At 67.7% G+C, this 21,413-nt stretch carries 21 protein-coding genes and 1 tRNA gene; 13 read left to right on the forward strand and 9 right to left on the reverse strand.

What is annotated here, in order from left to right; translation table 11 throughout:
• Positions 1–21: 21 nt before the first annotated feature.
• The 5 genes from IU449_RS21510 to IU449_RS21530 all read left to right on the forward strand — a co-directional run bounded on the left by IU449_RS21510 (position 22) and on the right by IU449_RS21530 (position 4,678).
• Positions 22–1,086 carry a phosphotransferase family protein gene (locus tag IU449_RS21510; protein WP_195003918.1) on the forward strand — a complete coding sequence of 355 codons (1,065 nt, stop codon included), beginning with the start codon at positions 22–24 and terminating at the stop codon, positions 1,084–1,086.
• An 84-nt stretch (positions 1,087–1,170) separates the two neighbouring features.
• Complete coding sequence (locus IU449_RS21515) at positions 1,171–1,806, forward strand: DinB family protein (RefSeq protein WP_195003919.1); 636 nt, start codon at positions 1,171–1,173, stop codon at positions 1,804–1,806.
• A 145-nt stretch (positions 1,807–1,951) separates the two neighbouring features.
• Positions 1,952–3,082 (forward strand): NDMA-dependent alcohol dehydrogenase, encoded by a 1,131-nt coding sequence (locus IU449_RS21520; RefSeq protein ID WP_195003920.1) that lies wholly within the window; start codon positions 1,952–1,954, stop codon positions 3,080–3,082.
• An 80-nt stretch (positions 3,083–3,162) separates the two neighbouring features.
• Complete coding sequence (locus tag IU449_RS21525; RefSeq protein WP_195003921.1) at positions 3,163–3,978, forward strand: serine hydrolase domain-containing protein; 816 nt, start codon at positions 3,163–3,165, stop codon at positions 3,976–3,978.
• A 160-nt stretch (positions 3,979–4,138) separates the two neighbouring features.
• On the forward strand, positions 4,139–4,678 hold the full coding sequence (locus IU449_RS21530) for a DUF3145 domain-containing protein (RefSeq protein WP_195003922.1): 540 nt from the start codon (positions 4,139–4,141) through the stop codon (positions 4,676–4,678).
• Between the two features lie 145 nt (positions 4,679–4,823).
• On the opposite strand, the gene IU449_RS21535 is transcribed toward IU449_RS21530, so the two are convergent.
• From IU449_RS21535 to IU449_RS21555, 5 genes are all read right to left on the reverse strand, one after another.
• Positions 4,824–5,669, reverse strand: coding sequence for a hypothetical protein (locus IU449_RS21535; protein WP_228805464.1), 846 nt, complete (start codon positions 5,667–5,669; stop codon positions 4,824–4,826).
• Between the two features lie 269 nt (positions 5,670–5,938).
• Positions 5,939–6,010, reverse strand: a tRNA-Val gene (locus IU449_RS21540).
• A gap of 32 nt (positions 6,011–6,042) precedes the next feature.
• Positions 6,043–6,522 carry a peroxiredoxin gene (locus tag IU449_RS21545; RefSeq protein ID WP_195003923.1) on the reverse strand — a complete coding sequence of 160 codons (480 nt, stop codon included), beginning with the start codon at positions 6,520–6,522 and terminating at the stop codon, positions 6,043–6,045.
• A gap of 76 nt (positions 6,523–6,598) precedes the next feature.
• A complete protein-coding gene (locus IU449_RS21550; protein WP_067859530.1) occupies positions 6,599–7,021 on the reverse strand; it encodes a DUF3052 domain-containing protein in 423 nt (140 codons plus the stop codon).
• A 134-nt stretch (positions 7,022–7,155) separates the two neighbouring features.
• The gene (locus IU449_RS21555) at positions 7,156–7,692 is read right to left on the reverse strand and encodes a hypothetical protein (RefSeq protein WP_195003924.1); all 537 of its coding nucleotides are present in this window, start codon (positions 7,690–7,692) and stop codon (positions 7,156–7,158) included.
• A gap of 261 nt (positions 7,693–7,953) precedes the next feature.
• Here IU449_RS21555 and aceE point away from each other — a divergent pair, with 261 nt between their 5' ends.
• From aceE to IU449_RS21590, 7 genes are all read left to right on the forward strand, one after another.
• Positions 7,954–10,851 (forward strand): pyruvate dehydrogenase (acetyl-transferring), homodimeric type, encoded by a 2,898-nt coding sequence (gene aceE, locus IU449_RS21560; protein ID WP_195003925.1) that lies wholly within the window; start codon positions 7,954–7,956, stop codon positions 10,849–10,851.
• A gap of 11 nt (positions 10,852–10,862) precedes the next feature.
• Positions 10,863–12,194 (forward strand): PucR family transcriptional regulator, encoded by a 1,332-nt coding sequence (locus IU449_RS21565; RefSeq protein WP_228805466.1) that lies wholly within the window; start codon positions 10,863–10,865, stop codon positions 12,192–12,194.
• Positions 12,195–12,322: 128 nt separating this feature from the next.
• Positions 12,323–13,252, forward strand: a complete 930-nt coding sequence (locus IU449_RS21570; protein WP_195003927.1) for an ACP S-malonyltransferase — start codon at positions 12,323–12,325, stop codon at positions 13,250–13,252.
• Between the two features lie 156 nt (positions 13,253–13,408).
• Positions 13,409–13,708 (forward strand): meromycolate extension acyl carrier protein AcpM, encoded by a 300-nt coding sequence (gene acpM, locus IU449_RS21575; RefSeq protein WP_040795229.1) that lies wholly within the window; start codon positions 13,409–13,411, stop codon positions 13,706–13,708.
• 10 nt (positions 13,709–13,718) lie between these two features.
• Entirely contained in the window at positions 13,719–14,969 is a 1,251-nt protein-coding gene (locus IU449_RS21580) for a KasA/KasB family beta-ketoacyl-ACP synthase (RefSeq protein ID WP_195003928.1), read from the forward strand.
• Between the two features lie 145 nt (positions 14,970–15,114).
• Positions 15,115–16,548, forward strand: coding sequence for an acyl-CoA carboxylase subunit beta (locus tag IU449_RS21585; protein ID WP_195003929.1), 1,434 nt, complete (start codon positions 15,115–15,117; stop codon positions 16,546–16,548).
• 146 nt (positions 16,549–16,694) lie between these two features.
• Positions 16,695–17,159, forward strand: coding sequence for a winged helix-turn-helix transcriptional regulator (locus tag IU449_RS21590; RefSeq protein WP_195003930.1), 465 nt, complete (start codon positions 16,695–16,697; stop codon positions 17,157–17,159).
• 48 nt (positions 17,160–17,207) lie between these two features.
• On the opposite strand, the gene IU449_RS21595 is transcribed toward IU449_RS21590, so the two are convergent.
• Positions 17,208–17,900, reverse strand: a complete 693-nt coding sequence (locus tag IU449_RS21595; RefSeq protein WP_195003931.1) for a nitroreductase — start codon at positions 17,898–17,900, stop codon at positions 17,208–17,210.
• A gap of 141 nt (positions 17,901–18,041) precedes the next feature.
• On the opposite strand from IU449_RS21595, the gene IU449_RS21600 reads away from it, so the two are divergent.
• Positions 18,042–19,754: an Eco57I restriction-modification methylase domain-containing protein gene (locus tag IU449_RS21600; protein WP_195003932.1), complete on the forward strand. Its 1,713-nt coding sequence runs from the start codon at positions 18,042–18,044 to the stop codon at positions 19,752–19,754.
• Here the strand turns inward: IU449_RS21600 and IU449_RS21605 are convergent.
• The 3 genes from IU449_RS21605 to IU449_RS21615 form a co-directional block, all read right to left on the reverse strand.
• Complete coding sequence (locus tag IU449_RS21605) at positions 19,709–20,428, reverse strand: TetR/AcrR family transcriptional regulator (protein WP_228805468.1); 720 nt, start codon at positions 20,426–20,428, stop codon at positions 19,709–19,711. The two genes, IU449_RS21600 and IU449_RS21605, sit on opposite strands and share 46 nt — an antisense overlap.
• Positions 20,429–20,559: 131 nt before the next feature.
• A complete protein-coding gene (locus tag IU449_RS21610) occupies positions 20,560–20,724 on the reverse strand; it encodes a hypothetical protein (protein WP_228805469.1) in 165 nt (54 codons plus the stop codon).
• A gap of 168 nt (positions 20,725–20,892) precedes the next feature.
• The gene (locus IU449_RS21615; protein ID WP_195003933.1) at positions 20,893–21,408 is read right to left on the reverse strand and encodes a gamma carbonic anhydrase family protein; all 516 of its coding nucleotides are present in this window, start codon (positions 21,406–21,408) and stop codon (positions 20,893–20,895) included.
• Positions 21,409–21,413 lie beyond the last annotated feature (5 nt).

Raw genomic sequence — 21,413 nt, forward strand, 5'->3', positions numbered from 1 at the left:
CGTTGCGGGCGGTGGTGCACAATGTCATGCATGTCTGTAGCGCAGCCGGTCGAGGTGGATCGTGACGTCGTCGATTTCGCGATCGTCGGGAAGTGGATGGAAGAGCAGGGGCTTCCCGGTGGCGAATTCGAGGAGGTGACCCCGCTGGGCGGGGGAACGCAGAACATCATGCTGCGCTTCGTCCGGGGCGGTCGCACCTACGTCCTGCGGCGCGGCCCCAAGCATCTGCGTCCGAAGAGCAACGAGGTGATCAAGCGCGAAGCCCGCCTGCTCGGCGCGCTGAACGGCACCGATGTCAAGGCGCCACGGGTGATCGCCGCCGCCCCCGACGAGTCCCTCATCGGCGTGTACTTCTATCTCATGGAACCCATCGAGGGCTTCAATCCGCAGACCGAACTGCCCGCCCTGCACGCCGGTGACGCCGAGATCCGCCGTCAGATGGGTTTGTCGGCGGTGGAGGCCATCGCACGCCTCGGCTCGGTGGACTACAAGGCGATCGGCCTGGAGGGCTACGGCAAGCCCGAGGGCTTCCTGGAGCGCCAGGTGCCGCGCTGGATGGCCGAGCTCGAGTCCTACGCGGGCAACGAGGGCTATCCCGGACCGCAGATCCCCGGCATCGAGAAGGTCGGCGAATGGCTCGACCGCAACCGGCCCGCCGAGTGGACCCCCGGCATCCTGCACGGTGACTGCCACCTGGCCAACATCATGTTCAGCTACGACGGTCCCCAGGTCGCCGCCCTGGTCGACTGGGAGATGTCGACCATCGGCGACCCGCTGCTCGACCTCGGCTGGCAGATCGCCACCCGTCCCGAACCCGGCACCACCGGCGCGGCGCTGATCGGCAAGCTCGGCGCGGCGGGCGGATTGCCCACGGCGGCGGAGATGATCGAGCACTACGGCAAGTTCTCCACCCGCGACCTGGCCGCCGTCGACTGGTACACCGTGCTGGCCTGCTTCAAGCTCGGCATCGTGCTCGAGGGCACGCACGCTCGCGCGTTCGCGGGCAAGGCGCCCAAGCAGACCGGCGACTTCCTGCACGCGATCACTCTGGAACTGTTCGAGCGCGCGCAGCGGGTGATGGCCTGAGCTCTCCGCGCCTGAGGCGGCATCTCGATGAAGTCCGGCCGGATATGGATGGTGAACCATATCCGGCCGGACTAGTTTCGACACATGGCGATCGTTCCTGATGTGAAGGACTGGACCTGGGTGCTCGAGCGCCCCTGTCCGGACTGCGGCTTCGATGCCGCGACCGTCGACTACGACGCGGTGCCCGCCGCGGCTCGGGCGAGTGTGGATCGGTTGCGCGCGGCGCTCGCCCGTCCCGGCGCGCGGCAACGGCCGCGGCCGGAGATGTGGTCGCCGACGGAGTACGCGGCGCACGTGCGGGATGTGTGCCGGATCTTCGTGTTCCGCGTCGCGGTGATCACTCGTCGCCCGGCTGTCGATCCCGGCGTTCCCGCGTTCGATCCGGGCGTCGGGGGCGGCCCTGCCCATGTCGAGAGATCCTCCGGCGACGAACTTTCCCGTGCCGGGCGACGCGGTGTCCCGGCCGATCTGCCGACCTTCGCGAACTGGGATCAGGACGCGACCGCACTCGCCGATCGCTACGACGAACAGGATCCCGCTGTCGTCGCGGCGCAGCTGTCGGTCGCGGCCGGGGCTGCGGCCGAGGCGTTCGCTTCGGTCCCGCCCGCCGACCGCGCTATGCGAGCCCGGCGCGGTGGCGGGGCAACCTTCACGGTGGAGACCCTGGCGCGATACTTCCTGCACGATCTCGTCCACCACGTCCACGATGTGCGGGGCTGAGAGCGGGCCCACTTCTGGAACGTGTTCGGGCACTGTTCTTACGCTGGGCGCGGATTTTCCGGCTTGCCACTAGAACACGTTCCACTTTTCTCGTACTGTGGGTGCTGTCACATTGAAGCACTGTGCACGCGAGAGGTCGACTGGAATGAAGACGAAGGGCGCGATCCTGTGGGGGATCGACCAGCCGTGGTCGGTGGAAGAGATCGAGGTCGGCGACCCCGTGGCCGGCGAGGTGCAGATCCGGATGGAAACCGCGGGTATGTGCCATTCCGATCATCACATCGTCACCGGCGCGACACCCATGCCGGGCTATCCGGTGATGGGCGGACACGAGGGTGCGGGCGTCATCACCAAGCTCGGCCCGAACGTGCCCTCCGATCTGCAGGTCGGCGATCACGTGATCCTGTCGTTCATCCCCGCCTGCGGCCGCTGTCCGGCGTGCGTGTCGGGCAAAATGGCCCTGTGCGACCTCGGTGCGGGACTGCTGATGGGCCAGGCGATCAGCGACGGCACCTACCGCATCCAGGCGCGCGGTGAGAACGTCATCCCGATGTGCCTGCTGGGCACCTTCGCCCCGTACATGACGGTGCACCACACCTCGGTCGTCAAGATCGACCCCAGCATTCCGTTCGAGGTCGCCTGCCTGGTCGGCTGCGGTGTGCCGACCGGTTTCGGTTCGGCCACCCACGTCGCCAACGTCATGCCCGGCGACACCGTGGTCGTCGCGGGTATCGGCGGTGTCGGCATGAGCGCGCTGCAGGGCGCGGTGCTCTCGGGTGCGTCCAAGATCGTCGCGATCGACCCGGTGCCGTGGAAGTTGGAGCAGGCGCAGAAGTTCGGCGCCACCCACACCTACGCCAGCATGGCCGAGGCCATCGTGCCGCTGATGGAGGCCACCGAGGGGCGCATGGCCGAAAAGGTCATCCTCACCATGGGTGAGATGCACGGCGACTACGTCGAAGAGGGCCTGATCCTCACCGGCAAGGGTGGCACTCTCGTGGTCACCTCGATGGGTCGCATGGACGCCGGTGAGGTCAAGATGAACACCTTCCTGCTGTCGATGCTGCAGAAGACGGTGAAGGGCTGCATCTTCGGCGGCGGCAACGCCCGTCAGGACGCGCCGCACCTGCTCTCGCTGTACAAGTCCGGCCAGCTCAATCTCGACGACATGGTCACCCGCAGCTACGCGCTGGAGGAGATCAACCAGGGCTACCAGGACATGCTCGACGGCAAGAATCTGCGGGGCATCATCCGCTACACCGAGAACGACTGGTAGAGCGCGTGGTCGGGCCCGCCCGTCGTCCGGGCGGGCCCGCGCCCTTGGGGTCGCCGGGTGTTGTCTCGTAGGCTCGCGGAGTGCGAGCACTCGAGCAGATCGACGACTGGCCGGTCCGGCACGCGGCGGCGGGCGTGGTGTCCGGCGTGGCGACGACTTCCCGCGGCGACACCGACCGGGTGTTCGCACTGGCCTCGGTGACCAAACCTCTGGTCGCCTATGCCGTTCTCGTCGCGATCGAAGAGGGGGCGATCGAACTCGACCAGCCGGCCGGCCCGCCCGGCGCGACCGTGCGCCATCTCCTCGCCCACGCCTCCGGCCTGGCCTTCGACACCACCGAGGTCATGGCCGAGCCCGGTGCGCGCCGCATCTACTCCAGCTCCGGCTTCGAGGTCTTGGCCGATTTCGTCGCCGAGCAATCCGGCATCGCGTTCGACGCGTATCTGCGCGAATCCGTTTTCGTACCACTGGGTATGGAATCTTCCGCGTTGGCGGGTCCGGCGGGCCATGCCTGCCGCTCCACCCTGGACGACCTGCTGCGCTTCGCCGCCGAATTGCTGAACCCGCGGCTGATCGCGCCGCAGACCCTCGCCGAGGCGACCACCGTGCAGTTCCCGGGCCTCAACGGCGTGTTGCCCGGCTTCGGCTCCCAGCGCCCCAACGACTGGGGCCTCGGTTTCGAGATCCGCGACGGCAAGTCCCCGCACTGGACCGGAACCACCAATTCCCCGCGCACTTTCGGCCACTTCGGGCAAACCGGGACATTTCTGTGGGTCGACCCGCGGCGAGGTCTGGCGTGTTGCGCTCTCGCCGACGAGAATTTCGGCGACTGGGCGCGTGCGGCCTGGCCGGTCCTCAGTGATGCTGTGATCGCCGAAGGCGAAGGGACGCTGTGATCGCCCAGGGCTAGGGCCTGAACCGGCGGCAGGTAACTGCCGGGCAACACACGAACCGAGTAACACTCGTAACTCAGTACACTCGAGTACACTCGGGCAACGCCAGCAGCGGACAGGTCGTTGGGGAAGACGTCCCTCGTCTGAGCTGGAGGTGTCAGTGGTGCGCGCATCGAGTCAGTTCGCGGACGCGACGGCGGGTGTGGTCTGGATCCACTCAGCCCCTGCCGCGCTGTGTCCGCACGTCGAATGGGCACTCACCTCGGCGCTCAGCTCACCCGCCAAGCTCAGGTGGACCACCCAGCCCGTCGACGGCCACCTGCGCGCGTCCAGCGACTGGATCGGCCCCGTCGGCACGGCGGGCCGCATCGCCCAATCCCTGCGCTCCTGGCCGGTTCTGCGTTTCGAGGTCACCGAGGAGCCCAGCGACGGCGTCGACGGCGAGCGCTACAGTTTCTCGCCCGTGCTGGGCCTGTGGCGTGGCGCGGTGAGCGCCAACGGAGATGTCATGGTCGGAGAGAACCGCTTGCGCTCGATGCTGCAATCAGCGCGCAGCGAGGGGAAGCGTTCGGGGTACGACCTGGCCGCCGAGATCGACCGGGCGATGGGGACGCCGTGGGACGAGGATCTGGAAGCGTTCCGCAGCGGGGACGACGACGCGGTGGGCGCGGAGGTCACCTGGCTGCGCCGCGACGTCGGCTGAGCGCTCGAACTCCCGGCCGCACTGATTCGAAGCCGTTAGCAGCGTCCCGGACTCGCCACCCAGACAGGCTTGCTTCGGAGAGTTACCAGAGGGCGCCGGTGACAGGTAGTCCCCCGCAATAGCGGGGCAAGCGGGACCTCCGTGGTCACTGCACCCGCGAGGCCGACCGGACCGCGAAGACTCTGATCGTGGTTGCGGCGATCAACCCGACTGCCGCGAAGGCAGTGAGCGGGTCCGGGTGGGTCAACGGCTGCCCGCGCAACGCCTGCCACGTCAGCAGCGCGAGCACGCCCGTGTAGCCCCAGGCCAACACTCCCATCACCGAGGCGCGGGCACTCTCCTCCCGCAGCCACGTCACGCGCGAGGCAAGCGCTGCGAGAACCACAGCGGAGAGCAGCAGGACCTGCAGGGCATGCAACCCGACGAAGTGCGGGATACGTAGATCCCCGCCCGTGACGCTCCACTGCGTGATCGGCATGCCCGGATGGTCGTCGGTCGCTCCGACGGTGTGCCTTGCGCTGAGATCGACTACTCGACCATTCGCGTCGCGTGCCGACTGATCACCCTGGAACCCCATCAGGTAGGCGATCGCCATTCCAGCCGACGCCAGCCACAGCCCCGCGTTGATGGCGCGGGCTGTCGGACGGTCGGTCAGCCTCTGCCGCAACAGCATCACGCCGATCACCAGATTGGTGACGAACAACCCCAGCGCGCCGTACAGGAATATCGCCTGCCCCACCGAGTTGATGATGTCGTCGGAGTTGTTGAAATGGCTGAATGTTCCTCGGGATGCCTGGATCGCGATGAAGCCGACGTCCGCGAGGCCGGCGAGGGCGAAGACGCCACCCAGTGCGCGAGTCCAGCGACTTCCCCTGTGCGGCAGGTTCAGCAACCACGCGAGGGTGGTGCCGTACAGGGCGAAGGCGATCGCGAACTTGAACGGCTTGAGCCAGATCGACACCCCGAGCAGCATGCGGTCGTCGACGACCATGCCGACAGCGGAGAAGAGTGCCAGTGATGCCATCGCGGCAACCATCACCATCAACAGCCGTTCATGGGAGAAGAGCGGGCGGATCTGCGCTCGTAAGATGTCCACGCGATCGATGGTGGGGTTGCTGAACCGATCGACACATCCCGCTGCTGGGTGAGCCGGGAGCCATACCCTGGTACGACCTGCGGTGGCTCGCCGAGAAGCCGGAATTCAGCTGGTTGGTCCAGGAACCGCCGGAGATCGCCGTGGTGAAGCCCTGGAGGGGGAAGTGGGCGCAGAGGGGATCGAACCCCCGACCGCTGGTGTGTAAAACCAGTGCTCTACCGCTGAGCTATACGCCCGTGCCCCGCCGGCCGGAACCGGTGGGGACGGTTTATGAATCTAGCGCGGCGAGCGCTTTCTCCCAAGCTCCCTGGTCACGGGGCTCTCCGGGGCCGTTCATCTCCGAGAAGCGGATGATTCCCGCCTTGTCGACCACGAAGGTGCCGCGGTTGGCGATGCCGGTCTTGTCGTTGAAGACGCCGTAGGTCTGGGCGACGGCGCCGTGCGGCCAGAAGTCCGACAGCAGGGGAAAGGTGTAGCCCTGTTCGGCCGCCCAGATCTTGTGGGTGGGCGGTGGGCCGACGGAGATCGCGAGGATCTCGGCGTCGTCGTTCTGGAACTTGGGCAGTTCGTCGCGGACCTTGCACAGCTCGCCCTGGCACACGCCGGTGAAGGCGAGCGGGTAGAACACGAGCAGCACGTTCTTGCCGCCCCGGTAGTCCGAGAGCGTGACGGGCTGGTTGTTCTGGTCCTTGAGGGTGAAATCCGGCGCGACGGTGCCGACTTGCAGCGGGCCGACCTCGGCAGGCATACGCGAATCCTCCATCGTGACGGGTTTTCGTCCGGACGGTGGTTACCCACCGTCCGGCGAAACCATAGCGAAAAGGTCAGCGCTGTTTGGAGGGAGCCTTGGGCTGCACGAGGCGGCTGCCGGTCCATCCACCGAGGCTGATGGCCGAGGTCTGGGTCAGGCCTGCCGTGGGTGCCGATTCGGCGATCTCACTCGGGTCCACATGGCCTGGCTGACCGGTCTTGGGCGTGAGCACCCAGATGAAACCGTCGTCGGCGAGGGGACTGATGACTTCCATCAGTTCGTCGGCCAGATCGCCGTCGCCGTCGCGCCACCACAGCAGCACCGCGTCCACGACCTCGTCGGAATCCTCGTCGACCATCTCGCCGCCGCTGGCTTCCTCCACGGCCGCACGCAGGTCGTCATCCGTGTCCTCGTCCCAGCCGAGCTCTTGGACAACCATGCCGTGTGCAATGCCAAGCTTCTGAGCGTAATTCTGCGCGTCCGCCGCGGCGACCACGGTGGTGTCCTCCTCAATCCCGACAACAGGTAGGTCCCAAGCGAACATGGTTATCGGCCCGAGCGCAAGCTGATCGGACGAAATCGAGGCGAATGTCGCGTGGGAACGGCGTCGCGGGGAGCGCCGGAACGGGGTTACGGGCAGGCCTGTCTGACGGTGTTGCGGGCGGCGTTGACCCGCTGGCTCGCGGCGTTGAGCGGGTCGACATTCGCGTGGTAGGACATCTTTCTGGTCTCCTCGGCGAGCTGGCGCGCGGCGCCCACGTACTCGACGAGTTTGCCCGCGAGATCCGGCGGCAATGTGTCACCCGCGTTGTTCACGCCCGCCTCCACCTTGTTCGCCGCATCCTCGAGAGTCGTCGCGGCGGCGTCACGCCTGGCGTCGTAGTCGGGGGCGTTCGAGTCGTGGGCTTCGACGAACTCGTTGTAGCGCTGCACGCCGATGCCGCTGGTGTTCGCGAAGGGGGAGCAGTTGTCGGTGATCGCCTGGGCCTGCTCGGCGGCCCGGCGAGAGGACGTGGCGGCTGCCTGCTCGCTCTGATAGATCGCGACTTCGCCGGTGTTCGGCAGCGCGGTGCCGGGAACCTGTTCACCGCAGGCCACCACCGTGCCGGCGAGAACGGCCAGCGCCGAGCACGCCAGTCCCACCCGGTGCGGATTCAACAGCTTCATCGTCGTCTCCCCTGCTCACGGTGGCGGCTGCGCATGGTGGCTGATGGAGCCCGGCGCGCGAGGGCCGCCGGGGCAACTGGGCGGTAACCCATTTTCTGCAGACGGTACTTGATTTCCGGCTGCCATGATGCTTCGGGACGCACCTTCGGGAAGGATGGAGGGTGCGACCGACCTGGCGCATCGGGCGAATCCGCACACCAGCGGACCCGTCCACGGAGCACGAAGCACATCAGCTTTTCCACACCTGCACGAGGAGCAGATTTGACCGACCTCATCGACTCTTCCGTCCCGGCGAAATCCGCCGGAACAAACGCCGCCGGCTCGAACGGAGCTCCGGCGCCCGCCACGGGCGAACGCGTGCGGGTGATCCGTGAAGGAGTGGCGTCCTACCTACCCGACATCGACCCCGAGGAGACCGGGGAATGGCTCGAGTCGTTCGACGAGATGCTCGAGCGCGAAGGTCCGCAGCGTGCCCGCTACCTGATGCTGCGCCTGCTCGAGCGCGCCGGTGAGCGCCACGTCTCGATCCCGGCCCTGACCTCGACCGACTACGTCAACACCATCCCGACCGAGAACGAGCCGTGGTTCCCCGGCGACGAGGAGGTCGAGCGCCGGTACCGCGCGTTCATCCGCTGGAACGCCGCGATCATGGTGCATCGCGCGCAGCGGCCCGGAATCGGCGTCGGCGGCCACATCTCCACCTACGCGTCCTCGGCCGCGCTCTACGAGGTGGGTTTCAACCACTTCTTCCGCGGCAAGGACCATCCGGGCGGCGGCGACCAGATCTTCATCCAGGGACACGCCTCGCCGGGCATCTACGCCCGCGCCTTCCTCGAGGGCAGGCTCGGCGCCGACCAGCTCGACGGTTTCCGGCAGGAGTACAGCCACGGCGGACTCGGTCGTGGCCTGCCCTCCTATCCGCACCCGCGGCTGCTCGACAACTTCTGGGAGTTCCCGACCGTGTCCATGGGCCTGGGCCCGATGAACGCGATCTACCAGGCGCGGTTCAACCACTACCTGCACGATCGGGGCATCAAGGAAACCTCCGATCAGCATGTGTGGGCATTCCTCGGCGACGGCGAGATGGACGAGCCGGAATCGCGCGGTCTGGCGCACGTGGCGGCCATGGAAGGTCTGGACAATCTCACCTTCGTGGTGAACTGCAACCTGCAGCGCTTGGACGGACCCGTTCGCGGTAACGGCAAGATCATCCAGGAACTGGAGTCGTTCTTCCGCGGCGCGGGCTGGAACGTCATCAAGGTGATCTGGGGCCGGGAGTGGGATCAGCTGCTCGGCGCCGACCGCGACGGCGCGCTCGTGAACCTGATGAACACCACACCCGACGGCGACTACCAGACCTACAAGGCCAACGACGGCGCCTATGTGCGCGACCACTTCTTCGGCCGGGACCCGCGCACCAAAGCGCTGGTGCAGAACATGTCCGACCAGGAGATCTGGAACCTCAAGCGCGGTGGCCACGACTACCGCAAGGTGTACGCGGCCTACGCGGCGGCGATGGCGCACAAGGGCCAGCCGACGGTGATCCTGGCCAAGACGATCAAGGGCTACACCCTCGGCAAGCACTTCGAGGGCCGCAACGCCACGCACCAGATGAAGAAGCTGACCTTGCAGGACCTCAAGGACTTCCGTGATGTCCAGCGCATCCCGATCAGCGACGCTGAGCTGGAGAAGGATCCGTACCTGCCGCCGTACTACCACCCCGGCATGCAGGCCCGCGAGATCCAGTACATGCTCGACCGGCGCCGGGCGCTCGGCGGTTTCCTGCCCGAGCGGCGCAGTTCGGCGAAGCCTTTGACGCTGCCGGGCGACGAGGCCTACAAGTCGGTGCGCAAGGGTTCGGGCAAGCAGAACGTCGCCACCACGATGGCGTTGGTGCGGCTGATGAAGGAACTGCTGCGCGACAAGGAGATCGGCAAGCGCATCGTGCCGATCATCCCCGACGAGGCCCGCACCTTCGGCATGGACTCGTGGTTCCCGTCGCTGAAGATCTACAACCGCAACGGGCAGCTGTACACCTCGGTGGACGCCGAACTGATGCTCGCCTACAAGGAGAGCGCTGTCGGGCAGATCCTGCACGAGGGCATCAACGAGGCGGGCTCGACGGCGTCGTTCACCGCGGTGGGTACGTCCTACGCCACCCACGGCGAGCCGATGATCCCGCTCTACATCTTCTATTCGATGTTCGGGTTCCAGCGCACCGGCGACGGTCTGTGGGCGGCGGCCGATCAGCTGGCCCGCGGTTTCGTGCTCGGCGCGACCGCGGGGCGGACCACGCTGACCGGTGAGGGCTTGCAGCACAACGACGGTCATTCGCTGTTGCTGGCCTCCACCAATCCCGCCGTGGTGACCTACGATCCGGCGTTCGCCTTCGAGATCGCCCATATCGTGCGTGACGGCCTGCGCCGGATGTACGGCGGCGGCACCCCGGCCGAGCATCCGGGCGCGCTGCCCGGCACCGAGCCGGTGGAACGGGCCGAGGACACCTTCGGCGGCGAGAACGTCTTCTACTACATCACCCTCTACAACGAGCCCTACCAGCAGCCGGCCGAGCCCGCGGACCTGGACGTGGCGGGACTGTTGAAGGGCATCTACCGCTACCGGGCGGGAGGTGAGGGCGATGTGCGCGCCCAGATCCTGGTCTCCGGCGTGACGGTGCCCGACGGCCTGCGGGCGCAGGCGCTGCTGGCGGAGGAATGGGGTGTGCAGGCCGATGTGTGGTCGGTGACCTCGTGGGGCGAGCTGCGCAAGGAGGCACTGGTCAAGGAGATCGCCGCGTTGCGCGATCCGAGCGCCGAGCCCGCTGTGCCCTATGTCACCGAGGCGCTGTCGCGGGCGAGCGGTCCGTTCGTGGCGGCGACCGACTGGATGCGGGCGGTGCCCGATCAGGTGCGTCAGTGGGTACCCGGTGAGTTCATCACCCTCGGCACCGACGGCTTCGGCTTCTCCGACACCCGTCCGGCCGCGCGCAGGCGGTTCAACGTCGACGCGCAATCCATCGCGGTGGCTGCGCTGATCGGGCTGGCCAGGACCGGGCGGATCGACCGGTCCACGGCTGTCGAAGCGGCACGCAAGTACCGCATCGCCGACGTGGACGCCGCACCGAAGCCTGCCGTGAGTTCGGACGAAGATCTGGCATAGCGCAACATTGGATGGTGGACCGTAAACCGCCGCGGCCGAGACGGATCTCCGAAGGCTCTTCCGAGCACGAGGTGTATCTGCCTACGGGCGCGCTCTCGCCGAACCGCCAGACCCGTGACCCGCTGCCGGACACGCTGCTCAAGAGGGTGAAGCAATTCTCCGGGCGGCTGTCCACCGAGGCGGTGGGCTCGATGCAGGATCGGTTGCCGTTCTTCACCGATCTGGACGCCGCGCAGCGCGCGGGCGTGCAGATGCTGGTGCAGACCGCGGTGGTGAACTTCCTGGAGTGGCTGCAGGACCCGGACAGCGACATCCGGTTCAGCTTGGACACCTTCCAGGTGATTCCGCAGGATCTGGCGCGGCGGCTGACGCTGCGCCAGACCGTGGACATGGTCAGGGTGGCCATGGAGTTCTTCGAGCAGTGGCTGCCCGCGCTGGCGCGCAACGATCGCCAGCTGGTCGCGCTCACCGAGGCGGTGCTGCGATACGGGCGCGAGCTCGGATTCGCCGCCGCCTCGGTGTACGCCAGCGCCGCCGAGTCGCGCGGCGCCTGGGACACCCGCCTGGAGGCGCTGGTCGTCGACGCCGTGGTGCGGGGGGACACCGGCCCGGACATGCTCTCCCGTGCCGCCACGTTGAACTGGGACGCCACAGCTCCCGCCACGGTGCTGGTCGGTACACCGCCCGGGGGACACGGCGTGTCCGCGGTGGGCGCGGTGCACAACATCGCCGCCAGGCACGGTCGCGCGGCGCTGGCGGTGGTGCAGGGGGCGCGGTTGGTGATGGTCGTCAGCGGTCATCTCGGCGACAGCCACGCCGGGCCGTTCCTGACCGACCTGCTGGCCGAGGTGTTCTCCGACGGGCCCGTGGTGATCGGTCCGACCATGCGCACGCTCGGCGCGGCGCACACCAGCGCGGTGGAGGCGCTGGCCGGCATGGAGGCCGTGGTGGGCTGGCGGGGCGCGCCGCGCCCGGTGCACGCGGCCGAACTGTTACCCGAGCGAGTGCTGCTCGGCGACAGAGGTGCGGTGGAGGCGCTGAACGAGTATGTTGTCCTCCCGTTGGAAGCTGCCGGTTCGGCGCTGGCCGACACCCTGGATGCCTATCTCGACTGCGGTGGCGCCGTCGAGACGTGCGCACGACAGCTGTACGTACATCCAAATACGGTCCGGTATCGGTTGAAGCGAATCGCCGAGGTGACCGGTCGGGATCCGCTCAATGCGCGGGATGCGTACGTACTCAGGATCGCGGCGACCATGGGTCGCTTGACACGAACACGTAACGAAACATCACAATCCGCATCAGATGTCTCTGTGGCAACACACGATCCCGAAGGGTTGTAACGTTCGGCGTGGGCTGTCCGATCCGAGCGGTCCACGTGGGTTTTTGTGGGACCCCCACAAAAGCGGTCCGAAAGCTTCATTCGCGCCGACATCTCGTGCGGCGGGGCTCACAGTGTTTTCTTAGAGACGTGATCGCGTTGTTCGCCCCTGGACAGGGGTCCCAGACTCCCGGCATGCTCGCCCCCTGGCTCGACCTCCCCGGTGCGAGTGATCGCCTCGCCCTCTGGTCGAAGGCCGCGGGCCTCGATCTGGTTCGTCTCGGTACCACCGCGACGGCCGAGGAGATCGTCGACACCGCGGTGACCCAGCCGCTGGTGGTCGCGGCCGCGCTGCTCGCCTACGCGGAAATCGCCGGGGACGAGAGCGAGACGAATCCGCTTCCTGCCGATACCATCGTGGCCGGGCATTCGGTCGGCGAGTTCGCCGCCGCCGCTGTCGCCGGGGTCATCACCCCCGACGAGGCCGTCACTCTCGCCGCGATCCGCGGCACGGAGATGGCGAAGGCGTGCGCGCTGGAACCGACCGGCATGTCCGCTGTGCTCGGCGGCGACGAGGCCGTCGTACTGGCCCGTCTCGCCGAACTCGACCTGGTGCCGGCCAACCGCAACGCGGTCGGCCAGATCGTGGCGGCGGGCACGCTGGACGCGCTGGCCGAACTGGCGTCGAATCCGCCGGAGAAGGCGCGGGTGCGGGCACTGCCGGTGGCGGGAGCCTTCCACACCGCCTTCATGGCTCCGGCTCAGGACGCGGTGGCCGAGGCCATCGCGCGGATCACGCCCGGTGAGCCCACCAGGACCCTGCTGTCGAACTTCGACGGCAAGCCGGTGGCTTCGGGGCGCGACGCGATCGAGAAGCTCGCCGCTCAGGTCACCCGGCCCGTGCGCTGGGATCTGTGCTCCGAGACGGTCCGCGCCGCCGGTGTCTCGGCGGTGGCGGAGCTGCCGCCCGCGGGGACGCTGGTCGGCATCGCCAAACGAGAGCTGAAGGGCACGCCGACCCTGGCGTTGAAAACCCCCGAAGACCTCCCCGCGTTCGCCGCGCTGGGGCACTCCGGCTAGCTTTCCACCGCGACCGTGCGCCGTTTCGACGCCCGGTTGTGACCGAATCGCCGGTAACCTCCGGCGGCCGCGGTCCGAAAACCACAGAGAACCCCCCGAACAGAATTCCCCTCCGGGGGGACAAGCCCTACCCAGAAACAAGAAGGGAGCCACGAAGTGGCCGCTCTGACCCAGGAACAAATCGTCGAGGAACTCGGCAGGATCATCGAAGAGGTTACGGGTATCGAACCCTCCGAGGTGACCGTCGAGAAGTCCTTCGTCGATGACCTGGACATCGACTCGCTGTCCATGGTCGAGATCGCTGTGCAGACCGAGGACAAGTACGGCGTGAAGATCCCCGACGAGGATCTGGCCAGCTTGAAGACGGTCGGAGACGCTGTCTCCTACATCCAGAAGCTCGAGGCCGAGAACGCTGACGCGGCCGCGGAGCTCAAGGCCAAGTTCGACGGCGAGTAGGGCCGAAACAGTGACCACTCCTTCCACCTTGAATGGGAATTTCCCCAACGTCGTCGTGACGAGCATGGCGGCTACCACGTCGATCGCGGGCGACGTCGATGCGACGTGGAAGGGACTCCTCAACGGCGAGAGCGGTATCGACGTTCTCGAGGATTCCTTCATCGAGGAATACGACCTTCCGGTCCGCATCGGCGGACACCTGAAGGTGAACCCCGACACCCTGCTCACCAGGGTTGAAATCCGTCGCATGGCTTATGTCGAGCGACTCGCGACCGTGATGGGTCGTGAGGTGTGGAAGAACGCGGGCAGCCCCGAGGTCGATCCCGACCGCCTGGCTGTTGCGATCGGCACCGGACTCGGTGGCGGCGACGCGCTGATCGACTCGGTCGACAAGCTGAAGAACGGTGGCTATCGCAAGATCTCGCCGCTGGCTGTTCAGATGGTCATGCCGAACGGTCCGTCGGCCTGCGTCGGTCTCGAGTTGAAGGCCAGGGCAGGAGTGGTCACTCCGGTCTCGGCGTGTTCGTCCGGTTCGGAAGCCATCGCGAACGCGTGGCGGATGATCGTGATGGGTGACGCCGACATCGTTGTCACCGGCGGCGTCGAGGGCTACATCGACGCTCTGCCGATCTCCGCGTTCTCCATGATGCGTGCCACGAGCACCCGCAATCACGATCCCAAGGGGGCCTCGCGGCCGTTCGACAAGGATCGTGACGGCTTCGTCTTCGGCGAGGCCGGCGCGCTGATGGTGCTCGAGACCGAGGAGCACGCGAAGGCCCGCGGCGCGACCATCCACGCCCGTCTGCTGGGCGCGGGTATCACCTCCGACGGCTACCACCTGGTCGCCCCCGATCCGGAGGGCACCGGCGCCGCCCGCGCGATGACCCGCGCGATGCAGACCGCAGGCCTGACCAAGCGCGACGTCACTCACATCAACGCGCACGCCACCGCCACCCCTGTGGGTGACACGGCCGAGGCGAACGCGATCAACAAAGCCGTGGGCAACCACGCCTCGGTGTACGCGCCCAAGTCGGCGCTGGGGCACTCGATCGGCGCCGTCGGCGCGCTCGAGTCGATCCTCACCGTGATGAGCATCCGCGACGGCATCGTGCCGCCGACCTTGAACCTGGACAACCAGGATCCGGAGATCGATCTCGATGTGGTGAAGGGCGAGGCTCGCCAGCAGAACATCGAATACGCGATCAACAATTCGTTCGGTTTCGGTGGGCACAATGTTGCCCTCGCCTTCGGTCGCGCATAGTCGTCCGACCGATTTGCTCGACGATCCCCGGTGGGGTCGGCCGCTCTCAGCGGCCTCGACCCCACCGGGTTTTTCGAATCCACCGGTCTTACGACCATGCCGCCGCGACCAGCGGCACACATTCTTTCGATGAGGAGAAAACGCGATGACGATCATGGCACCCGCGTTGACACCGGACACAGCGACCGATCCTCGTGACCCGATGGGCCGGCTCCAGCGGTTCTTCGATCCCGGAACGGTTCTACCGCTGCATCCGCGTGACAAGTCCGGCGTGCTCGCCGCGATCGGCGAGGTGGACGGTGTGCGCACCGTGGCCTATTGCTCGGACGCGATGGTCATGGGTGGCGCGATGGGCGTGGAGGGCTGCAAGCACATCGTCGACGCGATCGACACCGCCATCGACTCCGGCGTCCCGGTGGTCGGTCTCTGGCATTCCGGCGGCGCCCGGCTCGCCGAGGGGGTCGAGGCACTGCACGCGGTCGGCCTGGTCTTCGAGGCCATGGTCCGCGCCTCCGGCCTGGTCCCGCAGATCTCGGTGGTGCTCGGCTTCGCCGCGGGCGGCGCGGCCTACGGCCCGGCGCTGACCGACATCGTCATCATGGCGCCCGAGGGGCGTGTCTTCGTGACCGGCCCCGACGTGGTCCGTTCGGTCACCGGTGAGCAGGTCGACATGGCCACCCTGGGCGGCCCCGAGACCCACGGCAAGAAGTCCGGTGTGTGCCACATCGTGGCCGACGACGAAGCCGACGCCATGCATCGCGCCCGCAAGCTGGTGTCGATGTTCGCCGAGCAGGGCGAGTTCGACATGGTGGCCGCCGAGCACGGCAATGTCGATCTCAAGGCGCTGCTGCCCGCGTCGGCCAAGCGCGCCTACGACGTGAAGCCGCTGGTGCACGAGTTGCTCGACAATGTCGACGGCGAGTCCTCGTTCGAGGAACTGCAGGCCGGTTACGCGCGCAGCATGGTGGTCGGTCTCGGTCGCCTCGGCGGTCGCACCGTCGGCGTGCTGGCCAACAACCCGCTGCGCCTCGGTGGCTGCCTGAACTCCGAGAGCGCCGAGAAGGCTTCTCGCTTCGTGCGGCTGTGCGACGCGTTCGGCATCCCGCTGATCGTCATCACCGATGTGCCCGGCTACCTGCCCGGCGTCGGCCAGGAGTGGGACGGCGTGGTCCGCCGCGGCGCCAAGCTGCTGCACGCCTTCGCCGAAGCCCGCGTGCCGCGCGTCACCCTGGTGACCCGCAAGATCTACGGTGGCGCCTACATCGCCATGAACGCCCGCTCGCTGGGCGCGACCGCGGTCTACGCCTGGCCGGATTCCGAGGTGGCCGTGATGGGCGCCAAGGCAGCGGTCGGCATCCTGCACAAGAAGGCTCTCGCGGCCGCGCCGGAAGAAGAGCGCGAGGCGCTGCACGAGCGTCTGACGGTCGAGCACGAGAAGATCGCCGGCGGCGTGGAGCGCGCCCTGTCGATCGGGGTGGTGGACGAGGTCATCGACCCGGCCAAGACCCGCAGTGTCATCGCCGCCGCGCTGGCCGCCGCGCCGTCGCGTCCCAGCCATCACAAGAACATCCCGCTGTGACTCCTGGATTCGTGACGTTCAGATCAGGGCTGTGAACTGAGCGGGCACGAATCTCGGTGGTACCGCGAACGGCCTCGGAAGCGTCTTCCGGGGCCGTTCGCTTTTCCACGTCCGCGACGCGCCGGGGGCCTGGGTAGCATCGAGTGATGCGTTACGAGGAGCTTGCCGACGAGCCGTGTTCGATCACGCGCCCGCTGGTGGTTCTCGGAGATCGCTGGACTCTGGTGATCCTGAAGTTCGCTTTCGCGGGGGTGCGCCGGTTCAACGCGTTCCAGAGCGCGCTGGGCATCTCCCGTGGCCGGCTGCAGGATCGGCTGGACCGGCTCGTGGAGCACGGCATCCTGGTCAAGCAGAAGATCGAGGGCGGGGCCTACGAGGAATACCGGCTGACCCGCAAGGGCCACGACATCTATCCGATCCTCATGGCGATTCGCGCGTGGGGTGACACCTATATGGCGCCGGACGGGCCGCCGGTGCGCTACCGCCATCGGGACTGCGCGGGCGAGGCCGGGATACAGCTGGCATGCGACGAGTGCGGTGAGCAGATCACCGCGCGTGACATCGTCCCGGAACTCGGTCCGGGCATCCTGCGCGAACAAGCCGCCGATTGACCGCGCGGCGAGCCGGTCGCGTGGCGCGGCCGTCGGTGTGAGCACGCCTCAGCTGACGAAGGTGACGGCCTCGTCGAGATCCCCGCGGTGGGTGCGGAACGAATTCACCGGATGCTCGGCATCGGGGTAGCCGAAGCTGATGCCCGCTACCACTTGGCGGTGTTCGGGAATCCCGAAGTGACTGTGCAGGAACGGCGAGTAGCTCGCCAGCGCCGCCTGCGGGGCGGCGCCGAGGCCGAGGCTCTGCGCGGCCAGCAGGAAGGTGTTGATGTAGAGGCCGCAGTCCACCGCGCCGTAGATGCCGAGTTCGGCTTCGGTGGTGATGATCGCGACGTGCGGGGCGTCGAAGAGTTCGAAATTGCGCATCATCTGGCGCATCGAACCGGCGTTGTCGCCCCTTTCGATGCCGACGGCGGTGTAGAGCTGCTTGCCGCATTCGCGTCTACGGTCCTGGTAGATCCCGTGGTAGGCGTTCGGAAAGGTCAGGTCGGGGGCGGGCGCGGCGGTCTGGATGTGGTCGAGCAGTTCCTTGCGGAACCGGTCGGTGGCCGCGGATTCGGTGACCACGGCGTGCCAGGGCTGGGTATTGCACCACGAGGGGGTGCGCTGAGCCATCCGCAGCAGGGTTTCGATCGTCTCGCGCGGCACGGGGTCGGAGCGAAACTGCCGGCAGGTGTACCGCTCGTCGAGAATCCGGGACAGCGCCGTCTGCTCGGCGGTCTGCGCACTGGTCCGGGTCATGAACCCGCCTCCTCCAAATAGTTCTATTTCGAGACCGATGCTAGCTGTTGATCGGCGTCGGGGGAACCGTCGGATGCCGCCGCGACTCGCCCGGGCTCCCGCCGCCCCCATCGCGGCGCCCCGCCGGGGCACAATCGGCGGATGGGCGCCCCGGCTCGCGACACGGGCGAGCGGAAACGGCACGGCAGGCACTACACGCCGCCCGAACTCGCCGACTTCCTCGCGCGCCGCGTGCTCGCGCATCTTCCGCACCCCGGTCCCGACGGCGTGCTGCGGGTGCTCGATCCCGCCTGCGGCGACGGTGAACTGCTGCTCGCACTGCATCGTGCCGCCGCCCGGATCTCGCCCGGACTCCGATTCGCCGCCATCGGCTACGACCTCGATCGGCAGGCGCTCGACCGCGCTCGCACCCGCGCCGCCGACGAGCATCTCGACGCCCGCTGGCACGGCGCGGACTTCCTCACCGCGGCGGCGGGTCTGGCCGAACGGCGCTTCGACGCGGTCATCACCAACCCGCCCTACGTCCGCGTCCAACAGCTCGGCGCGCAGGCGGCCCGGCTGCTCAGCCGGGAATTCGGCCTGCGCGGTCGCATCGACCTGACCCACCCGTTCGTCGCGCTCGCCCCCCGCCTGCTGCGTCCCGGCGGGGTGCTCGGTTTGCTGTGCGCCAACCGTTTCCTGACCACCAAGGCGGGCGCCAACATCCGGGCGGTGCTCGCGCGGGATCTGCCACCGGTTGAGATCTACGATCTCGGCGACACCAAGCTCTTCGCCGCCGCGGTCCTGCCCGCGGTCACCATCGCCGTGCACAGCGGGACGGGGGGCTCCTGCCGTCACGTCTCCGCCTACGAGGCCCCGCACGAACGTCCGTCGAGCACCGCCGATCTGTTCGACGCCCTGCTCGCCGATGCCCCGTCGCTGGTCGCCCGTAACGGCCGCACCTACGCGATCGAGGTGGGCACCCTCGCGGCAGGTACGCCCGCGGCGGCCCACCAGGTCGGGCACTCGCCGGATCGGCCCGTCGCTGTCGAGACGTCATGGCGGATGTCGTATCCGGACCGGGAGGTCTGGCTCGGCGATGTCGCCGACCGGACCTGGCGGACGTTCGGTGAGGTCGCCCCGGTGCGGGTGGGCGTCAAGACCAACGCCGACAAGGTGTTCGTCGCCGAGGACTGGGAGCGCCGCACGCCGTGCCCGGAGCCGGAACTGCTGCGGGCGCTGCTCACCCACCGGGACCTGCGGCCCTGGCGGGTGGAACGGGTGGCGAACACCCGCGTGCTGTACCCCTACGACGTGACGGCCGCACCGCGCACGCCGATCGATCTCGACGATTTCCCCCGCGCGGCAGCGTATCTGCGAGCCCATCGCGACATACTCTCGGCGCGTACGTATCTCACCGACAGCGGCAGGCGCTGGTTCGAGATCTGGGTGCCGCAACGGCCGGACCGGTGGCGGGCGCCGAAGATCGTCTTTCCCGACATCAGCGACCGGGCGCGCTTCGCGCTGGACCGATCCGGTGCGGTGGTCAACGGAGACTGCTACTGGATCTCGCTGGCCGACCTCGACGGTTCCGCGAGTGAGGCCGAGCATGTGGCCCGGCTGCTGATGGGAGTCGCGAATTCGGCGCTGGGCCTGCGATTCTACGACGCCGTCTGCGGCAACCGGCTGTATTCGGGCAGGCGGCGGTGGATCACCCAGTACGTCTCGCGGCTACCGTTGCCCGACCCGAACGGCGAAGCGGCCCGCCGGGTCGCCGCACTCGTCGCCGATCTGGTCGACGGCGACTGCGAAGCCGACGACGCGGCCGGTCAGTTGCTCGACGAACTGGTCGCCGCCGCATTCGGTGTCGCCTGAGCGGCCGCGCTCGCCTCTCCGTTCGCGGTGCGCCGGCCGGCTTCCTGCTTCGGCCGGCCGCCCGCGCCGGTCAACGGATCCGACGGGGGCAGGCCGACCATGGGCAGCAGGGTGCAACGGGCGAAGTCGCGGCCCGCCTCGGCGTCGGCGAGCGGGATCAGCCCGTCCGGAGTCAAGGCCAGCGACAGCGCCAGCCTGGCCATCACCTCCGCGATCAGGTCGGCATCGAAGTCAACCTCGCGGGGACGTAGTTCGCGCAGCTTCTCGGCCAGATAGACCCGGCCGACGGCCAGCACCGGACCGGCCTCGGTGGTCAGTCGAGGCAGAATCAGATCGGGTTCGGTGCGCAACAGCCTGCGCAGCAGTTCGTTGCCGGCGATGGCGGTGATGAACGCGACGAAGATCTCCACCAGTCGGTCTTCGCCGGGATCGACGGTCTGGACCCGCTTGTCGATGTACTCGACGAACCGCTGCGCCTCACGGACGCTGACCGCTTCCACCAGATCGTTCTTCGATTCGAAACGCCGATACAATGTGGCGGGGCTGATGCCTGCCCGCCGCGCGATCTCGCCCATGCTGGTGCGCTTGATGCCGAAATCCAGAAACGCCGAGAGCGCGCTCTCGAGCAGCTTCTCCCCGTCGGCGACGGGTTTGTCGAGAATGCGCTGGAGCATAGGGGGTACGGCAGGCATTCGGGGTCTCCAGTCCTTCGGCGCGGCCGAGGCCAGGCGCGGCGGCGCGACGCTGCGGGTGATGGAGAATCATTATTTCACCCACCCGCGGCCCGTGGTCACGCCCGCGTCGCTCAGCCCTGCGGAAGGTCCAGATCCGCCATCTCTCGTTCGATCGCGTTCGCGGCGAAATCGACGCCGCGCGCGCGTAATTCGTGAACCCGGCGATGCAACGCCTCGATTCCCCCCGGTTGGGCCGCGATATCGGCCACGCTGATCCGCCCCTTGGAACGGTGCATACTCGAATCCTGGTACGACACCGTGGTACCTCCTGCCCGTCAACGCATCATGCGCGCCATTCCGGACGACTCGCCGAGTCGCGAAATAGCGACGCATGCAGGGAAAATGGTATCAGCGGTACCAACTGGTCGCTTGATCATTGTGCGATCAATCACAGTGTCGCAAAGTCACAGTATCGTGGCCTTGCGGTGGGTGTCGGTGTTGTGCACGTAGACCGCGGCATTGAGCCGGATGCCGTTCACCCCCGCGTCGTCGAGTTCGCGGCGGATCTTGCCGGGCACACCCGCGACCAGCGATCCAGGCGGAATCTGCGCGCCCTCGGGGATCAGCGCGTTGGCCGCGATCAGGCTGCCCGCGCCGATCACCGCGCCGTTGAGCACTGTCGCGCCCATGCCGACCAGCACGTCGTCACCGACGGTGCAGCCGTGCAGGATCGCGTTGTGTCCCACCGAAACTCCGCTGCCGATGGTCAGCGGGAAGCCGGGATCGGCGTGCAACACGCAACCATCCTGGATGTTGGTGCGCTCGCCGATGCTGATCTGCTCCAGATCGCCGCGCACCACCGCGCCGTACCAGATGCTCACGTCGGCGGCCAGGCGCACCCGCCCGATCACCGTGGCGTTCGGCGCCAGCCAGGCACCCTCGTCGATCTCCGGCGCGAAACCGCCGACCTCAATCCTCATGGGTC

The sequence above is a fragment of the Nocardia higoensis genome, assembly GCF_015477835.1.
In the GTDB taxonomy this organism is placed as follows: Bacteria; Actinomycetota; Actinomycetes; order Mycobacteriales; family Mycobacteriaceae; genus Nocardia; species Nocardia higoensis_A.

Bases quoted from the DNA above. Each gene is read 5' to 3' on its own strand.
- IU449_RS21565 (WP_228805466.1), top strand. From the start codon at position 10,863: ATGGTGGACCGTAAACCGCCGCGGCCGAGACGGATCTCCGAAGGCTCT.
- IU449_RS21515 (WP_195003919.1), top strand. From the start codon at position 1,171: ATGGCGATCGTTCCTGATGTGAAGGACTGGACCTGGGTGCTCGAGCGC.
- IU449_RS21555 (WP_195003924.1), bottom strand. From the start codon at position 7,692: ATGAAGCTGTTGAATCCGCACCGGGTGGGACTGGCGTGCTCGGCGCTG.
- IU449_RS21535 (WP_228805464.1), bottom strand. From the start codon at position 5,669: ATGGTCGTCGACGACCGCATGCTGCTCGGGGTGTCGATCTGGCTCAAG.
- IU449_RS21595 (WP_195003931.1), bottom strand. From the start codon at position 17,900: ATGACCCGGACCAGTGCGCAGACCGCCGAGCAGACGGCGCTGTCCCGG.
- IU449_RS21585 (WP_195003929.1), top strand. From the start codon at position 15,115: ATGACGATCATGGCACCCGCGTTGACACCGGACACAGCGACCGATCCT.
- IU449_RS21590 (WP_195003930.1), top strand. From the start codon at position 16,695: ATGCGTTACGAGGAGCTTGCCGACGAGCCGTGTTCGATCACGCGCCCG.
- IU449_RS21615 (WP_195003933.1), bottom strand. From the start codon at position 21,408: ATGAGGATTGAGGTCGGCGGTTTCGCGCCGGAGATCGACGAGGGTGCC.
- IU449_RS21600 (WP_195003932.1), top strand. From the start codon at position 18,042: ATGGGCGCCCCGGCTCGCGACACGGGCGAGCGGAAACGGCACGGCAGG.
- IU449_RS21520 (WP_195003920.1), top strand. From the start codon at position 1,952: ATGAAGACGAAGGGCGCGATCCTGTGGGGGATCGACCAGCCGTGGTCG.
- IU449_RS21605 (WP_228805468.1), bottom strand. From the start codon at position 20,428: ATGCTCCAGCGCATTCTCGACAAACCCGTCGCCGACGGGGAGAAGCTG.
- IU449_RS21545 (WP_195003923.1), bottom strand. From the start codon at position 6,522: ATGCCTGCCGAGGTCGGCCCGCTGCAAGTCGGCACCGTCGCGCCGGAT.
- IU449_RS21510 (WP_195003918.1), top strand. From the start codon at position 22: ATGTCATGCATGTCTGTAGCGCAGCCGGTCGAGGTGGATCGTGACGTC.
- IU449_RS21610 (WP_228805469.1), bottom strand. From the start codon at position 20,724: ATGCACCGTTCCAAGGGGCGGATCAGCGTGGCCGATATCGCGGCCCAA.